The organism is Mycobacterium sp. 360MFTsu5.1 (assembly GCF_000383495.1).
Lineage (GTDB): Bacteria > Actinomycetota > Actinomycetes > Mycobacteriales > Mycobacteriaceae > Mycobacterium > Mycobacterium mucogenicum_B.
In genome coordinates this window covers 178,798-193,465 of record NZ_KB911465.1, presented here as the reverse complement: position 1 = coordinate 193,465, position 14,668 = coordinate 178,798, and the positions used below count along the sequence as shown (strand labels likewise).

General features: G+C 67.6%; 15 protein-coding genes. 9 read left to right on the top strand and 6 right to left on the bottom strand.

The window, feature by feature from the left end:
- Positions 1-11 precede the first annotated feature (11 nt).
- Positions 12-1,421, bottom strand: a complete 1,410-nt coding sequence (locus tag H289_RS0110710) for a wax ester/triacylglycerol synthase family O-acyltransferase (RefSeq protein ID WP_020100787.1) — start codon at positions 1,419-1,421, stop codon at positions 12-14.
- 176 nt (positions 1,422-1,597) lie between these two features.
- On the opposite strand from H289_RS0110710, the gene H289_RS0110705 reads away from it, so the two are divergent.
- The 5 genes from H289_RS0110705 to H289_RS0110685 are packed head-to-tail and all read left to right on the top strand — an operon-like array spanning position 1,598 to position 6,925.
- A complete protein-coding gene (locus tag H289_RS0110705; RefSeq protein ID WP_020100786.1) occupies positions 1,598-2,395 on the top strand; it encodes an SDR family NAD(P)-dependent oxidoreductase in 798 nt (265 codons plus the stop codon).
- Between the two features lie 2 nt (positions 2,396-2,397).
- Entirely contained in the window at positions 2,398-3,168 is a 771-nt protein-coding gene (locus H289_RS0110700; RefSeq protein WP_020100785.1) for a glucose 1-dehydrogenase, read from the top strand.
- Between the two features lie 37 nt (positions 3,169-3,205).
- On the top strand, positions 3,206-4,207 hold the full coding sequence (locus tag H289_RS0110695) for a permease (RefSeq protein ID WP_020100784.1): 1,002 nt from the start codon (positions 3,206-3,208) through the stop codon (positions 4,205-4,207).
- Positions 4,204-4,869, top strand: coding sequence for a TIGR03943 family putative permease subunit (locus tag H289_RS0110690; RefSeq protein WP_020100783.1), 666 nt, complete (start codon positions 4,204-4,206; stop codon positions 4,867-4,869). Before H289_RS0110695 ends, H289_RS0110690 begins: the two co-directional genes overlap by 4 nt.
- Positions 4,826-6,925, top strand: a complete 2,100-nt coding sequence (locus tag H289_RS0110685; protein WP_036420419.1) for a RecQ family ATP-dependent DNA helicase — start codon at positions 4,826-4,828, stop codon at positions 6,923-6,925. The genes H289_RS0110690 and H289_RS0110685 overlap by 44 nt, the downstream gene beginning before the upstream one ends.
- Here the strand turns inward: H289_RS0110685 and H289_RS0110680 are convergent.
- Both H289_RS0110680 and H289_RS0110675 read right to left on the bottom strand, forming a co-directional pair.
- Positions 6,918-7,319: a DUF7832 domain-containing protein gene (locus H289_RS0110680; RefSeq protein WP_020100781.1), complete on the bottom strand. Its 402-nt coding sequence runs from the start codon at positions 7,317-7,319 to the stop codon at positions 6,918-6,920. The genes H289_RS0110685 and H289_RS0110680 overlap by 8 nt on opposite strands.
- A gap of 62 nt (positions 7,320-7,381) precedes the next feature.
- Positions 7,382-8,032, bottom strand: a complete 651-nt coding sequence (locus H289_RS0110675) for a GNAT family N-acetyltransferase (protein WP_020100780.1) — start codon at positions 8,030-8,032, stop codon at positions 7,382-7,384.
- A gap of 165 nt (positions 8,033-8,197) precedes the next feature.
- On the opposite strand from H289_RS0110675, the gene H289_RS0110670 reads away from it, so the two are divergent.
- Positions 8,198-8,728, top strand: coding sequence for a hemophore-related protein (locus H289_RS0110670; protein ID WP_141772274.1), 531 nt, complete (start codon positions 8,198-8,200; stop codon positions 8,726-8,728).
- A gap of 59 nt (positions 8,729-8,787) precedes the next feature.
- On the opposite strand, the gene H289_RS0110665 is transcribed toward H289_RS0110670, so the two are convergent.
- A complete protein-coding gene (locus H289_RS0110665; protein ID WP_020100778.1) occupies positions 8,788-9,696 on the bottom strand; it encodes an IclR family transcriptional regulator in 909 nt (302 codons plus the stop codon).
- A 163-nt stretch (positions 9,697-9,859) separates the two neighbouring features.
- Here H289_RS0110665 and H289_RS0110660 point away from each other — a divergent pair, with 163 nt between their 5' ends.
- The 3 genes from H289_RS0110660 to H289_RS0110650 are packed head-to-tail and all read left to right on the top strand — an operon-like array spanning position 9,860 to position 12,917.
- Positions 9,860-10,987, top strand: coding sequence for a hypothetical protein (locus H289_RS0110660; RefSeq protein WP_020100777.1), 1,128 nt, complete (start codon positions 9,860-9,862; stop codon positions 10,985-10,987).
- A 2-nt stretch (positions 10,988-10,989) separates the two neighbouring features.
- Positions 10,990-11,772: an SDR family oxidoreductase gene (locus H289_RS0110655; RefSeq protein ID WP_020100776.1), complete on the top strand. Its 783-nt coding sequence runs from the start codon at positions 10,990-10,992 to the stop codon at positions 11,770-11,772.
- Positions 11,769-12,917 carry a sulfotransferase family protein gene (locus H289_RS0110650; protein WP_020100775.1) on the top strand — a complete coding sequence of 383 codons (1,149 nt, stop codon included), beginning with the start codon at positions 11,769-11,771 and terminating at the stop codon, positions 12,915-12,917. The genes H289_RS0110655 and H289_RS0110650 overlap by 4 nt, the downstream gene beginning before the upstream one ends.
- 72 nt (positions 12,918-12,989) lie before the next feature.
- Here the strand turns inward: H289_RS0110650 and H289_RS0110645 are convergent, their stop codons facing one another.
- Together H289_RS0110645 and H289_RS0110640 are read right to left on the bottom strand one after the other, a co-directional pair.
- A complete protein-coding gene (locus H289_RS0110645; protein WP_020100774.1) occupies positions 12,990-13,490 on the bottom strand; it encodes a hypothetical protein in 501 nt (166 codons plus the stop codon).
- Complete coding sequence (locus H289_RS0110640) at positions 13,490-14,644, bottom strand: 3-ketosteroid-9-alpha-monooxygenase, oxygenase component (protein ID WP_029105072.1); 1,155 nt, start codon at positions 14,642-14,644, stop codon at positions 13,490-13,492. Before H289_RS0110640 ends, H289_RS0110645 begins: the two co-directional genes overlap by 1 nt.
- Between the last annotated feature and the right edge of the window lie 24 nt (positions 14,645-14,668).

The window sequence follows — 14,668 nt, the reverse complement described above, 5'->3', positions numbered from 1 at the left end:
GCGTAGCCGGATCAGCTGGTGACGGAATCCGTCGCGGTCTCGCAGCGGACCACCAGCTCGGCCAGTGCCGCGGGCAGCCGGTCGGCGATAGCGTGCGGATCCTTGACCTGGTCAGTGCAGGTGAGCACGCAGATCTGCATGCCGCCTTCGTAGCTCCAGCCGGTGATGTTCATGCCCATCGGGAAGACCAGCGGGCCGGTCGAGATCAGCTTCTCGACCGGGACGCCGCCGAAGTACAACGTCTTCTGCGGGCCACGCATGTTCGACGCGATCATGCTGAACATCGGGCGCTTCTTGACCTTTGCCCCGATGGTCGGCAGCACCCGCGAGTAGACCTTGAACAGCGGCCAGTACTCCATCCAGTCGTGCTGCAGCCAGGCATCGCGCTCGCTCTGCACCTCGCGCGCGGTGGCGGTGTTCGCCGAGATGGCTTTCAGCCGTGCCACCGGATCGGCGATGTTGGTCGCGAGTTCGACGTTCCAGCGGGCGACCTTGTTACCCCACCGGTCGCCGTCCTGCGGGCGCATCGACACCGGCACCACGGCGGTCATGGTGTCGTCCCCGACGGGGCCGCGGGACGCCTGGTACTCGCGAAGCACGGTGCTGCACATGGCGAGGAAGACGTCGTTGACGCTCACGCCGAACGCCTTCGACACCCGCTTGATCTGATCCATCTCGACGTTCACGAACGCGAAGCCGCGGCCCGCGGTCAGCGGCTCGTTGAACGGCAGGGCCGGCGGGATGAAGGCCTCGGCGTAGCCGGGCTTGCCCGACTTCTGCCGGTTCTGGATGGTGCGCGTGACTTTCGCCGTGCGGGCCAAGACCTTCGGGAATTTGGTCAGCGACTTGACCTGCTGGCGCGCCACCATCGGCAGCCACTCGGCGGTCGGCGGGCGGTGCTCGTCGGGCGCCGGGCGGGCCGACGGCTCGGGCAGCCGGTCGGCGGGGTCCTGGCTGTAGAACTGCTCGAGCAGGTTCAGCGACGCCATACCGTCGGCCACCGCGTGGTGGATCTTGAGCACGAGTGCGACGCGGCCGTCGGCCAGGCCGTCGATGTACCACATCTGCCAGGCCGGGCGGTCCCGGACGAGCGGCTCTTCGAAGAGTTTGGCGATCTCCGCGCCGAGCTCGCGATCGGTTCCCGGTGCGGCGGCGGTGGCGCGCTTCATGTGGTAGTTCAGGTCGCCGCGGGCACGGGTGATCCACCACGGCCGGCCGGCGCCGAAACGCGGCGACATCAGCTGCCACTGCAGGGGTTCGACGCGGTCGACGAGACCGGGCAGTGCGGCGCGCACGGCTTCGAAGGTGATGGGCTCGTGGCCCTGGGCCGGATCGAGTACGACGGCCTTGATGGTGTGCTGCGGCTGGACGGCACTCTCCCACGCCAGGAAGCTGTTGTCCTCGCCCGATAAACGTCGCATACATCACTATGAGGCCAAAAATGTGAGCCAGCGGACATGTTGTCTCGGTGATCGGGAACTACCTCTGAATTTCGGCTCACACCCCGTTTAGCGTGCTCACCATGAGCTGACTCGGCGTCGCGACGCGGAGCCCGAGGGCTCCGCCGGGTCGGTGTCTGACTGAATGGAGTAGGGATATGCAACTGAGGAACAGCCGGGTTCTGGTCACCGGTGCCAGCCGTGGCCTGGGCCGGAACATCGCGCAGGCGATGGCTCGCCGCGGCGCCGACGTCGCACTCGTCGCCCGCAACGCCGAGCAGCTCGAAGAGCTCGCAAAGGAGTTGGGCGGCAAGGCATATCCCGCTGACCTGATGGATCCGGCGGCGGTCGAAGAGCTGATCGGCCGCGTCGAGGCCGACGGCCCCGTCGACGTCATCATCAACAACGCCGGTGTGGACCGCGTCGGCCGCTTCTACGAGGCGTCGTCGGCGGATGTGCGAGACCTGTTGCAGGTCAACCTGATTGCTCCCATGGAGCTGTGCCGCCAGGTGATGCCGGGGATGATCAAGCGCGGCCGCGGCCACATCGTCAACGTGTCCTCGATGGGCGCCATCTCCACCGGACCGGGCGTCACCCTGTACGGCGCCTCCAAGGCCGGCCTCAGCCACTTCACCGCCGGCATCCGCTCCGAGCTGCGCAACAAGCCCGTCAACACCACGCTGGTGCAGATCGGTGAGGTCAAGACCGACATGATCGATCACATCCGGTCGTTCGGCCCGGCGCGCCGCACCATCGAACGGTCGCTCAAGTTCCGGATGATCCCGCAGGAGCCGCTGGACGCCGACATGGTCGCCGAGGCCATCGCCGATGCCGTCGAGAAGGAGAAGAAGCACGTCATCCTGCCCAAGCGCATCGCGGCGATGGCGTACCTCACCGAGACCCCGCGCCGGGTCTCCGAGCTCATGCTGACCGGCATCGACCAGGACAGCGACTAGTCATGGACCTGGCCGGCAAGGTCGCGATCATCACCGGCGCGGCGCGTGGTCAGGGTGAGGCCGAGGCGCGGTTGTTCGCCGCACTCGGCGCGCAGGTGGTGCTCACCGATGTCCTGGTCGACGAGGGAGAGGCGGTCGCCGCGTCGATCGGCGCCGCCGCCCGCTTCCAGCGGCACGACGTCGGCAACGAAAGTGATTGGCGGACAACGGTCGAACTCGCGCTCAGTGCGTTCGGCCGCATCGACGCGCTGGTCAACAACGCGGCTATCTGCACCGTCGAACCGCTCATGGACCACACCGCCGAGTCGTGGGAGCGGCAGCTGCGCGTCAACCTGATCGGGCCGTTCCTGGGCACCAAGGCCGTCGTCGAACCCATGAAGGCGGTCGGTGGCGGCTCGATCATCAATGTGTCCTCGCAGGCCGGTCTGCAGGGGCTGGCCGGCTACAGCGCCTACGGCGCCTCCAAGTGGGGCCTGCGCGGCTTCTCCAAGGTCGCCGCAATCGAATTGGGCCCCATGGGAATTCGGGTCAACACCGTCTACCCCGGCATGATCGACACCCCGATGGTGGCGCACCTGCCGATCGAACGCGGGCTCGGCGGGCACCCGGGTGCGCCGCTCACGCGCGTCGGCGCGCCCGAGGAGGTCGCCGAGGTGGTGGCGTTCCTCGCGTCGGACGCGTCGTCGTACATGACGGGCGCGGACCTGGCGGTCGACGGCGGCGCGAGCGCGGGCCGGATCCCGGTCGTGCCCACCCAGCCACAAGCGACGTAGCGAGCGACTTGTCAGACTTCCCCGGCAAGATGGGCGCATGGCCGGGGACGAATCCACACTGGCGCCGGAGCGCCGGCGGCGGGCCGGGTCGATGGAGCTGTTGCTCATCGCCCTCACCGCACTGGCGCTGTCGGGCTCGTGGGTCAGCGGTGTCCTGACCGACCACGCCCGCCTGGCCACCGCGGCCACGGTGTTCTGCGGCGTCTTCGTGCAGGCCCTGCCGTTCCTGGTGCTGGGCGTCATCGTCAGCGGCCTGGTCGCCGCATACCTCACCCCGGAGCGGCTGGCCCGCCGGCTGCCGCGCCGGCCGGCGCTCGCGGTGGCGGTGGCCGGTGTCGGCGGCGCCGCGCTGCCCGGATGCGAATGCGGTTCGGTGCCCGTGGCGCGCCGGTTGTTCAGCGGGGAGACGGCGGGGGCTGCCTTGACCTTCATGCTGTCCGCACCGGCGATCAACCCGGTGGTGCTGGTGGCGACGGCGGTTGCGTTCCCAGGCCAGCCGCAGATGGTGGTGGCACGCTGCGTGGCGTCGCTCCTGACCGCGGTGGTGATGGGGCTGTTGTGGCAGCGCTGGGGCCGCACCGAATGGGTGACCCGCACGCTGCCCACCCATCACGACGAGGGGGCATCGCGCTTCACTGTCTTCACCGAGGCGGCCCGGCACGACTTCCTGCAGTCCGCGGCCTACCTCGTCGTTGGTGCCGGCGCGGCGGCGGTGCTGCGTGCGGCCGTGCCGCCGTGGGTGTTCGAGCAGGTGGCCGGCAACCTGGTGGTCGGCGTGGTGACGATGGCACTGTTGGCCGTCGTGCTGGCGCTGTGTTCGGAGGCCGACGCTTTCGTCGCGGCGAGCCTGACCATGGTCCCGTTGGTGCCGCGGCTGGTGTTCCTGGTGGTCGGGCCGGCCGTGGACGTCAAGTTGTTCGCGATGCAGGCCGGTGTGTTCGGCCGGCCGTTCGCCGTGCGATTCGCGCCGCTGACGCTGGTGGTCGCCACGGTCTGCGCGACGGCCGTCGGGCTGCTGCTGCTCGGGGGCGCGTCGTGAGCCGGGAGACCCAGAACATCCTGGTGCTGTTGATCGGGCTGAGCACAGGCCTGATCGCGGTGAAGGGCACCTACCTCAATTTCGTGAAACCGGCGCTGTTCCCGTGGCTGGTGGTGGCGGCCGTCCTGTTGGTGGCGCTCGCTGTGGTGTGCCTGGTGCGGGACCTGCGTCATGGGCCGCCCGGCGGGCATCACCATCGCGGGCTGCTGGCGTGGCTGCTGCTCATCCCGGTGGCGCTCACCGCGTTCGTCGCCGTGCCACCGATGAGTGCCGTCGGCGCCGAGACCGTCACCGCCGCGGTGGCGCCGCCGAAGCGGGCATTTCCACCGTTGCCGGCCGACGGTGTGGTGTCGCTACCGGAGGTCGTGCTGCGGGCCGCCGCGGATTCCACGAAAAGCCTTGAGGGACGGACCATCACCGTCACCGGGTTCACCATGGGCGACGACCTGGCCCGCGTCGTGATCGTGTGTTGCGCCGCCGACGCGCAACTGGCCCGCATCCACCTGACCGGCGCGGCCGGTCCGCACCCGAAGGACACCTGGCTGAAGGTGCAGGGCAAGGTGGTACCCGGGACGTCCAATCCGTCCACGAATTTCGTCCCGACCATGGAAGTGACCAGTGCCGAGCCCATCCCCAAGCCCCGCAACACCTACGCGTACTGACGCGCAGGCCCTGCTCGAACAGCTCGCCGGCCCCGGCGCGGTGCTGCGCGACGATCAGTGGGTGGCCATCGAGGCCCTGGTGGTCCAGGGTCGCCGAGCGCTGGTGGTGCAGCGCACCGGGTGGGGCAAGTCCGCGGTGTACTTCATCGCCGCCAAGCTGCTGCGGGCCGCCGGCCGCGGCCCGACCGTCATCGTCTCGCCGCTGCTGGCGCTGATGCGCAACCAGGTGGCGTCGGCCGAACGCGCGGGCGTCCGCGCCGCCACCATCAACTCCAGCAATGTCACCGAGTGGGACGAGGTGCACCAGCGGGTCACCTCCGGAGACCTCGACGTGCTGCTGGTCAGCCCGGAGCGCTTGAACAACCCTGACTTTCGTGACGCCGTCCTGCCCGCACTGGCCGCCGACGCCGGACTCGTCGTCGTCGACGAGGCGCACTGCGTCTCCGACTGGGGCCACGACTTCCGGCCCGACTACCGGCGCATCCGCACCCTGATCGGTGAGTTGGGTTCGGGCATACCGGTGCTCGCCACCACCGCGACTGCCAACGACCGCGTGGTGCAGGATGTGGCTGCCCAGCTGGGCGTCGGCGGCGGGGATACCCTGGTGCTGCGCGGCGGGCTGGACCGGGAGTCGCTGCGCCTGTCGGTGGTGCATGCCGGGGGCCCGGCGCAGCGGGCGGCATGGCTTGCGGCGCATCTGGATTCGCTGCCCGGCTCGGGCATCGTCTACACCCTGACGGTGTCGCAGGCACATGACATCGCCGCGCTGCTGCGCGAGCAGGGCCACACCGTCGCCTCCTACACCGGATCCACTGAAGCCGCCGAACGCGAACAGCTGGAAGCCGACCTGCTGAACAACCGGGTCAAGGCGCTCATCGCCACCTCGGCGCTGGGCATGGGGTTCGACAAACCGGACCTGGGCTTCGTCGTGCACCTGGGCGCTCCGTCGTCACCCATCGCGTACTACCAGCAGGTTGGCCGTGCCGGCCGCGCCACGTCGAGCGCCGAGGTGATCCTGCTGCCGGGCAAAGAGGACGCTGACATCTGGCGGTACTTCGCGTCGGTCGCGTTCCCGTCGGAAGCCTTGGTACGCAAGGTGATCGGCGAACTCGAACCGGACCGGGCGCTGTCGACCGCGGCCCTGGAACCGTTGGTCGACCTCAACCGGTCCCGGCTCGAGATGGTGCTCAAGGTGCTCGACGTCGACGGTGCGGTGCGCCGCGTCAAGGGCGGCTGGATCAGTACCGGCGAGCCGTGGTCGTACGACGAGGAGCGCTACCGCAATCTGGATGCCGCGCGGCAGCGCGAGCAGCAGGCCATGCTGGACTACCAGGCGACGACCGAGTGCCGAATGGTGTTCCTGCGCAGCCAACTCGACGATCCCGAGCTCGACGGCCGGGGCTGCGGCCGGTGCGACAACTGTGCGGGTGCGCGCTACGCCGCCGACGTCGATGCGGAGGCCGCGTCGACGGTGCGGGACCAGCTGATGCGGCCCGGCGTGGAGCTCGCCCCGCGTAAACAGTGGCCGACGGGGCTGGGCTCCCTGGGAATCGGGTTGTCCGGACGCATATCCGGTGGCGCCGAGCCGGGCCGCGTCATCGGGCGACTGACCGACCTGGGGTGGGGCGCCCGGCTGCGCCAATTGCTCGACGGGCCCGACGCCGAGGTCCCCGACGCCGTGGTGCAGGCGGCGGTTGCGGTTCTCAAGGCCTGGAACTGGAAAGACCGCCCGGTGGCGGTGATGGGTCTGGACTCCGAGCGGCACCCGCAGCTGATCGGGTCGCTCGTCACCCGGCTGGCGGAGCTGGGCCGGCTGCAGAACCTGGGCACGCTGTACTACCGGCCGCAGCGGCGTCCCGTGACGGCGGCCAATTCTGCGTACCGTGTTGCGGCGCTGGTGGATTCATGGGAAGCGCCCACGCTGGACGTGAGCGGTCCGGTGCTGCTGGTCGACGATCTCGTCGACACCGGCTGGACCATGACCATGGCGACGCAGGTGCTGCGCACCGCCGGTGCGCCGGCGGTGCTGCCGTTCGCGATCGCAGCGGTCAGCTGACGGCGGAACGCCACTCGGCGTACAGCTCGTCGATCATCGCGGCGACCTCGTCGTAGGTATCCCAGGTGTCCGGTTCGCCGTACCGCTCGCCATGACGAGCGACAGCGGGCACGTTGCGATACTGCGAGAGGTAGGTCCGGTAACCGGCAGCGGCGAAGGCGTTTCCGGTGTCGGTCAGCATCGACGGATCGATCTGATTGACGCAGTATCGCCGCAGGTACTCGCCGGGCGTGACGGTCCGGCTCTGCAATTCGGTTGGATTGCAATCAGGTTGGGTGAGGCCGTGCAACGCCAACCAGGCCATGAACATCCCGATGTGGGTGCTCGCCGCGCTCACATCGAGGTCGAGTTCCCCGACGCTGTCGTAGTGCCACTCGGCGTCGTCGTACGTCACTACTCGAGCCTATGAGCCTGGCGCACCGGTTCCGGACACCAATTTTTCTGGCGCCCATCGGTTCAGTTCCGGCGCAGCCCCAGCTGATCGAGTACGGCGTCGACGCCCACCAACTGGATGTCGTCGCGTCGCAAGGCCTTCCACTGGTCGCGCGTCATGGTGAACTCCAGCATGGTGTCGAAGACCCCACGCCGCGACTGCCGCGACGAGCCGGTCTGTACGTACGGCAGCGACCGCGTGACGCCGAGTGACGCCGCGTTGTCGTGCCAGGCCCGGGTGGTCGCCAGGTCGGCGTCGAATCCGGCGAAGATCAGCTGCAGTGCGGCCGTGCGCATCTCCCGGCCGAGGCCGCGGCCCTGATATCGACGACCCAGCCAAGAACCGGTGGACACGGTCCGGCGGGCGGGGAAGCCGTCGGCGGTCACCACACAGACGCCCACGGCTGCGTCGCCGACGATGACGGCCATCGGCACGTCCCAGTGCTCCGTCGACACCTCGGCGCGGGTCTGCCGGAAGTACTGGACGGTGTTGCGTTCCAGTTCGGGGGAGACCGCGTCGGTCCACGGGACCGAGAACGGCATGGTGGCCGGATCGTGGATGCCCTGGGCGGCCAGTCGGGCGAGTTGGTCGGCCAGTTCGTCGGTCACATGGCAGAGCCGCAGAACCGGAGTGATCACCTCCAGTTCCGCCAGTGGCCAGGGCGAAGCGCGCATGCCCCAATACCAGCACAGCCGAGCTAATTCACGAAAGCGAATATTTGCCGCTTCGGGCCATGCTGACCTGCAACTTTGGCCGCTTGTGTAACAGCTGTACCGGGCTGAGCGAAACATACCCAGAGGCCGGGGAAGACGGATGCGGCCAGAACAAAGGAGGATTCCATGACTCGTGCCGTTACGTTCGGCCGTTCCACCCTCGGCTTCATTGCCCTGGGTGCCGCCTGTGCCGCCCTTGTCGTGCCGCGTGCATCGGCCGATCCCGTGAGCCCGACGTCGCCGACGACGTCGGCCACCGCTTCGCCGACCACGACCGCGACCACCGCCGCGACCCCGACGACCTCGGCGACGCCGACCACGTCCGCCACCGCACCGTCTACCACGACGACGACCACCGTCGCCCCCGCGGCTACGGTCGCCGACTGCAGCACCGCGACGCTCGCCAAGACCATCAGCTCGGTCACGCTGCAGCTGTCGGACTACTTCGCCGCGCACCCGGATGCCGATGCCGCACTGCTCGACGCCACCCGGCAGTCGGCGTTCGCCGCCATGAGCCAGTTCGACAACTACTTCAAGGCCCACCCCGACGAGGCCGACGCGCTGCGCGGCATCCAGGCCCCGCTGGCCGCGTTCAAGGACCGCTGCGGCCTGCAGGTCGCGCCGACCGACGCGCTGGCCGTCCTCAACGGCGTCTAGTCGCCGCTGGCTGAACGTGAGCGAATGTGTCTATCCGTCAACGGGTTTCGCGCATGAGCTCACGTTCGGCCGGGCTGGGACCCGCCGAGTTGCGCCGTCAGCGTCTCGGCGGTGGCAACCAGCCCGCGCGCTCGCTTACTGATCTCCGCGTCGGTCAGGGCATGGCCGATCTGCAGTGACAGCACCATCACCTGGCGTTGGTGATGGTCGAACACCGGTGCGGCGATGACGCTGATGTCGTGCTTGGCCCGGGCACCCGCCGCCGTGTTCGATTCGCTGGGCAGATATACGCGCTCACCGATGTCGGAGACGAGTTCGCCCAGCAGAACCCGTAATTCGTCGGGCAGGTTGCTCGACATGCCGGCCATCATGGCGTACAGCCGCCGGCCGCCCGGTGTCAGCCGCTCCACGAGATAACCCGATTCGCGGCACTCGGTGATGACCCGTTCCAGCCGCGCACTGTCGGTGCGCAGCGGGATCGTCGGCTCCTTGGCCAGCCAGTCGCGCACCGCACGCTCATCCCACAGCACGAACATCAGGCCGACCGGCGGCGCGAACGGATAGCTCTGCCCGACCTGCACCGGCTCCGGACTGCCGTGCGGGGCAACGAGTTCCAGCAGGGTGATGCGGTCGTCGACGACCGCCGACAACGCCGCCGTGGCGTTGAACGCCTCCGAGAGCCGGCGCAGTTCCGCCCGCGCGGCCGGGCTGATGCGCATGGACTCCTGTGCGGTGTGGCCCAGCGTGATCAACCGCGGGCCCAGCCGGTAGGTCTTCTCGGCGGCATCACGCACCAGATAACCGGCATCGGCAAGCGTGGTGACGATGCCCAGGCAGGTGGGCTTGCTGAGGTCGAGCCGGCGCGCCAACTCGGACAGCCCGAATTGTTCCTGGGGGTGACTGGCCAGGAAATCCAGCACCGCGACGACGCGGGCGGTGGGCGGCGACGAGCGGCCGGTGTCAGTCATGGCAAGGAATGTACGACATCGGTCCAAATATGGACCGGCGGCCGGTAATTCAGCCGTTCCTGCCGACCTGCGCGGCATTGACGACGAACTGCAACACGTTCTACTCTTCAGTCGGAATATCTACCGATGCGTTCCAATATTGGAACGGAAGGGTGCTGACCGTATGTTCACGCAGTCGTTCGTCGACGCCGTCGCCGAGGCGGAGCGCCTTGTCGCCGCGGCGCCGTTCATCGAAACCGAGGCCGATCTGCTCGAAGGCCTGCAATACCTCGCCGGTTGTATCGCATCGTGCACGCACGTCGCGTTCGACTTCGACAAGGACCACCCGTTCCTGCACAGCGGCACCGGCCCGTTCGAGAAGATGGGCCTCGACAACCCCGACACCATGTACTTCGGGACGCGCGTGCAGCCGGGCCACGAGTACGTCGTCACCGGGCGTCGCGGCACCACCACCGACGTCAGCTTCCAGCTGCTCGGCGGTGAGTACACCGACGCCAACGTGCCGGACAGCGAGACGGCGTTCGACGACCGCAAGCTCGACATCGCGGCCGACGGCACGTTCGAGTGGCGGTTCACGCCGGCCACCCCGGCGCAGCTGGTGATCCGCGAGGTCTACAACGATTGGTCGGCGCAGCGCGGTTCGTTCGCGATCTCCCGCACCGACACCGCGGGCACCGCACCGGAGCCGTTGACCCGCGAGCTGATCGAGAAGCGGTACGCGGTCGCCGGCAAGCAGCTGGTACAGCGCGTCAAGACCTGGCTGCAGTTCCCGAAGTGGTTCTACGACAACCTGCCGGTCAACACACTCACCGCGCCGCGACTGACCCCGGGCGGGCTGGCCACCCAGTACTCGTCCGTCGGGCACTACGACATGACGCCCGACCAGGCCATGGTTATCACGCTGCCGGTGTCGGATGCGCCCTACCTGGGCTTCCAGCTCGGCAGCCTCTGGTACATCTCGCTGGACTACATCAATCACCAGACGTCACTGAACGGCACTCAGGCACAGGCGGATCCGGACGGCAAGATCCGGATCGTGGTGTCCGAGAACAACCCGGGCGTGACCAACTGGTGCGAGACCCTCGGCCACGCCAAGGGCTACCTGCAGTTCCGTTGGCAGCGGGTGTCCCGCGAGCTGACGGCCGAGGACGGCCCGACGTGCGAGGTCGTGGGCCTCGATGAGGTGGCGTCGAAGCTGCCGTTCTACGAGACCAACAAGATTTCCGAAGAAGATTGGCGTGCGCGGATTGCGCTGCGCCAGAGGCTTATTGGCGAGAGGATGGTGGGCTGACCGTGAGCGGACTGCTGACGAGCAAGGTGGTGGTGATCAGCGGCGTCGGGCCTGGGCTCGGGACGACGCTGGCGCGCCGATGTGCGGAGAACGGCGCCGACCTGGTGCTGGTGGCCCGCACGGTGGAGCGACTCGAGGTCGTCGCCAAGGAGGTGACGGAGCTGGGCCGCCGCGCACTGGTGGTGGGCGCCGACATCACCGACGAGGAGCAGGTCGCCAATGTGGTGGCCCGCACCACGGAGGAGTTCGGCAAGGCGGACGTGTTGATCAACAACGCGTTCCGGGTGCCGTCGATGAAGCCCTTCGCGAACACCACCTTTGAGCACATGCGCGATGCGATCGAGCTGACGGTGTTCGGCGCGCTGCGCATGACCCAGGGCTTCACCCCGGCGCTCGAGACCGCCAAAGGCTCGGTGGTGAACGTGAATTCGATGGTCGTGCGGCATTCGCAGGCCAAGTACGGCGCCTACAAGATGGCGAAGTCGGCCCTGCTGGCCATGTCCCAGACCCTCTCGACCGAGCTGGGCGAGAAGGGCATCCGGGTGAACTCCGTGATGCCGGGCTACATCTGGGGCGAAACCCTGGAGGGCTACTTCAGCCATCAAGCCCAGAAGTACGGCACCACCGTCGAGCAGATCTACGCGGCGTCGGCCGCCGGCTCCGACCTCAAGCGGCTGCCGACCGAGGACGAGGTGGCTTCTGCCATCCTGTTCCTGGCCAGTGACCTGGCCAGTGGCATCACCGGCCAGTCGCTCGACGTCAACTGCGGGGAGTACAAGGCATGAGCGCACTTCGGACCAACGTCGGCACTGTCGAGGACCTGCACGCCTCGGCCGTCAAGGCCTGTGGCCTGGACGACTTCGGCGGCGACGACGACAACTACCTGGAAGCTCTTGGCGTGCTGCTGGATTCGTACCGGCGCGAGGCCGACCTGACCGAGCTCGGCAGCAAGATGCAGCGGTTCTTCACCCGCAACGCGCTGGTGGCCCGCCTGGTGTCCAACGCGGCGTTCAAGCAGTACCCGCAGCACGCCGACGTGCCGATCGAGCGGCCCATCTTCGTCACCGGCCTGCCGCGCACCGGCACCACGGTGATCCACCGGCTGCTGACGGCCGACCCGCGGCACCAGGGCCTGGAGATGTGGCTGGCCGAGTTCCCGCAGCCCCGGCCACCGCGCGAAACCTGGTCCGACAACCCGGTTTTCAGTGCACTCGATGCGCGGTTCAAGCAGGCTCACGAAGAGAACCCGGACTACACGGGCCTGCACTTCATGACGGCCGACGAGGTCGAGGAATGCTGGCAGCTGCTGCGTCAGTCGCTGCACTCGGTGTCCTACGAGACGCTGGCGCACGTCCCGTCGTACGCGCAGTGGCTGGCCCGGCAGGACTGGACCAAGTCCTACCAGCGGCACCGCAAGAACCTACAGTTGATCGGGCTGAACGAGCCTGAAAAGCGCTGGGTGCTCAAGAATCCCAGCCATCTGTTCGCGCTGGATGCGCTGTTCAAGGTGTACCCGGACGCATTGGTGGTGCAATGCCACCGGCCGGCCGAGACCATCATGGCGTCGATGTGCTCACTCGCGCAGCACACCACAGAGGGTTGGTCGAACACGTTCACGGGCAAGGTGATCGGCGACGACTCGATGGAAACGTGGTCACGGGGCCTGGAGCTGTTCAACGCCGAACGGGCCAAGCATGATCCCAAGCAGTTCTGCGATGTCGACTACTTCGAGTTCATCAAGGACCCGGTCGGCGCCGTCGAGGGCATCTACCGCACGTTCGACATCGAGTTCACCGACGCCGCACGCGAGGCCATCAGCGAGAGCCACGCCCAGAGTCAGCAGGGTCCGCGCGCACCGAAGCACACCTACTCGCTGTCCGACTACGGGCTGACCGAGGAACAGGTCAAGGAGCGCTTCGCCAACCTGTAACAGCTGAACAATCGCGAAAACCCCCTGAATCAAGCGATTCAGGGGGTTTTCGCGTTTCTGCGCGAGAGAAACTCAGCCGTCGCCGGGGGAGGGGGCGGTGGAGAACTCTTCCAGGCACCCCTCGGCGACCGCATGCTTGATGCTGTCGGACATCTTCGGGCACGAGCGGCTGCGGCTGGGGTCGCCGCCTTCGGCACGGATCTCGCTGAAATACGCGCACCGCTGCGTCGCCTCCGAATTCCACTGCACCGCAGTGTGTTCCGGACCCAACTTCTTCACCGATACCGTCGAGTGGCAGAACCGGCAGTCCACCGGAACCAGGCCCGAGGTCAGGTACCGCTGACGGTCGGCCGCGGTGGCTTCACGAACCGCGGCCAGCCGCACCGGGTCACCGGCGAAATCCGGTGCTTTGGACCAGGATCCGTTCGCCGGTGCATCGGATGCGGGATGGGCGTGGTCGTCGTCTTCGCCATGACCCATCAGCTGCAGCATCGAACGGGCCAGGCTCTCGGCTTCGTCGGCGGTGCCGACAAATGGGCTCCGAGCCTGATCCCGCCCGCTGTGCTGGGTCATCAGCTGGTCTGCTCTGCGGATTCCTTGGCCTCGGCCTGCAGGCGCAGGTTCTCGGCCACTTCGCCTTGCCATTTCTCGTTGGCGACGGTGGTGTCGATCTCCAACTCGAAGCGGTCGGTCATGTCCGGGGTGATGTCGGCGACGTCGACGTAGAACTGCTGGTACCAGCGGCGCATCTGGTAGACCGCGCCGTCTTCTTCGACCAGCAGCGGGTTGTCGATGCGGGTTTTGTGCTTCCAGATTTCGACGTCCTGCATGAAGCCCTTGCTGACCCCGTCGGTCATGGCGTCGGCGAGCTTCTGGGTGGTCTTTTCGTCCATGCCCTTGGGCTTTTCGACGATGACGCCCCACTGCAGCACGAAGGCGTCCTGGCTGACCGGGTAGTGGCAGTTGATCAGGATCGACTCGGCCTTGTAGCCGCTGTAGTTGTTGTGCAGCCAGTTGATCATGAACGACGGCCCGAAGTACGAGGCTTCCGAATCCAGGTGCGCTTCGCCGTACTGGGTGCCCATGCCGCCGATGTCGGGGCGGCCCACGTTGTGCAGGTACTGGCTGGCGATGTGGCCTTCGAAGACGTTCTTGAAGTACGTCGGCAGGCCGTAGTGGATGTAGAAGAAGTGCGCCATGTCGGTGACGTTGTCGATGATCTCGCGGCAGTTGCTGCCTTCGATGAGCATCGAGTTCCACTGCCAGTCGGTCCACTCGTCGCTGGCGGCTTCGGGGATCTCCGGGATGCGGACCTCGTCGGTGGGGGCGTTGCCCTCGTGGTCGTGCCAGACGAACAGCAGGCCGCCGCGGACGTCGGTCTGCCAGGCGCGGGTGCGGGCCAGGCGCGGCGTGCGCTTGGCGTAGGGCACGAGTTGGCATTTGCCGTCCCCGCCCCAGCGCCAGTCGTGGAACGGGCAGGCGACCGCGTCCCCTTTGATGGTGCCCTGCGACAGGTCCCCGCCCATGTGGCGGCAGTAGCCGTCCAGGATTTTCAGGTCGCCTTTCGAGTCCGCGAACACCACCAATTTGGTGCCGAACGCCTCGAAAGAATGCGGCTTGCCGTCCAGGAAGTTCTTCACAGGACCCACGCAGTGCCATCCACGGGCAAAGCGGTCCGGCAGCGCGCCGGTATCGATCTCGCGAACCCCCGCGGTTTCGGTGCTCACCTTGGCCTCCCAATCTGTGCCTAG

Bases quoted from the DNA above. Each gene is read 5' to 3' on its own strand.
- H289_RS0110710 (WP_020100787.1), bottom strand. From the start codon at position 1,421: ATGCGACGTTTATCGGGCGAGGACAACAGCTTCCTGGCGTGGGAGAGT.
- H289_RS0110705 (WP_020100786.1), top strand. From the start codon at position 1,598: ATGCAACTGAGGAACAGCCGGGTTCTGGTCACCGGTGCCAGCCGTGGC.
- H289_RS0110700 (WP_020100785.1), top strand. From the start codon at position 2,398: ATGGACCTGGCCGGCAAGGTCGCGATCATCACCGGCGCGGCGCGTGGT.
- H289_RS0110695 (WP_020100784.1), top strand. From the start codon at position 3,206: ATGGCCGGGGACGAATCCACACTGGCGCCGGAGCGCCGGCGGCGGGCC.
- H289_RS0110675 (WP_020100780.1), bottom strand. From the start codon at position 8,032: ATGCGCGCTTCGCCCTGGCCACTGGCGGAACTGGAGGTGATCACTCCG.
- H289_RS0110670 (WP_141772274.1), top strand. From the start codon at position 8,198: ATGACTCGTGCCGTTACGTTCGGCCGTTCCACCCTCGGCTTCATTGCC.
- H289_RS0110665 (WP_020100778.1), bottom strand. From the start codon at position 9,696: ATGACTGACACCGGCCGCTCGTCGCCGCCCACCGCCCGCGTCGTCGCG.
- H289_RS0110660 (WP_020100777.1), top strand. From the start codon at position 9,860: ATGTTCACGCAGTCGTTCGTCGACGCCGTCGCCGAGGCGGAGCGCCTT.
- H289_RS0110650 (WP_020100775.1), top strand. From the start codon at position 11,769: ATGAGCGCACTTCGGACCAACGTCGGCACTGTCGAGGACCTGCACGCC.
- H289_RS0110645 (WP_020100774.1), bottom strand. From the start codon at position 13,490: ATGACCCAGCACAGCGGGCGGGATCAGGCTCGGAGCCCATTTGTCGGC.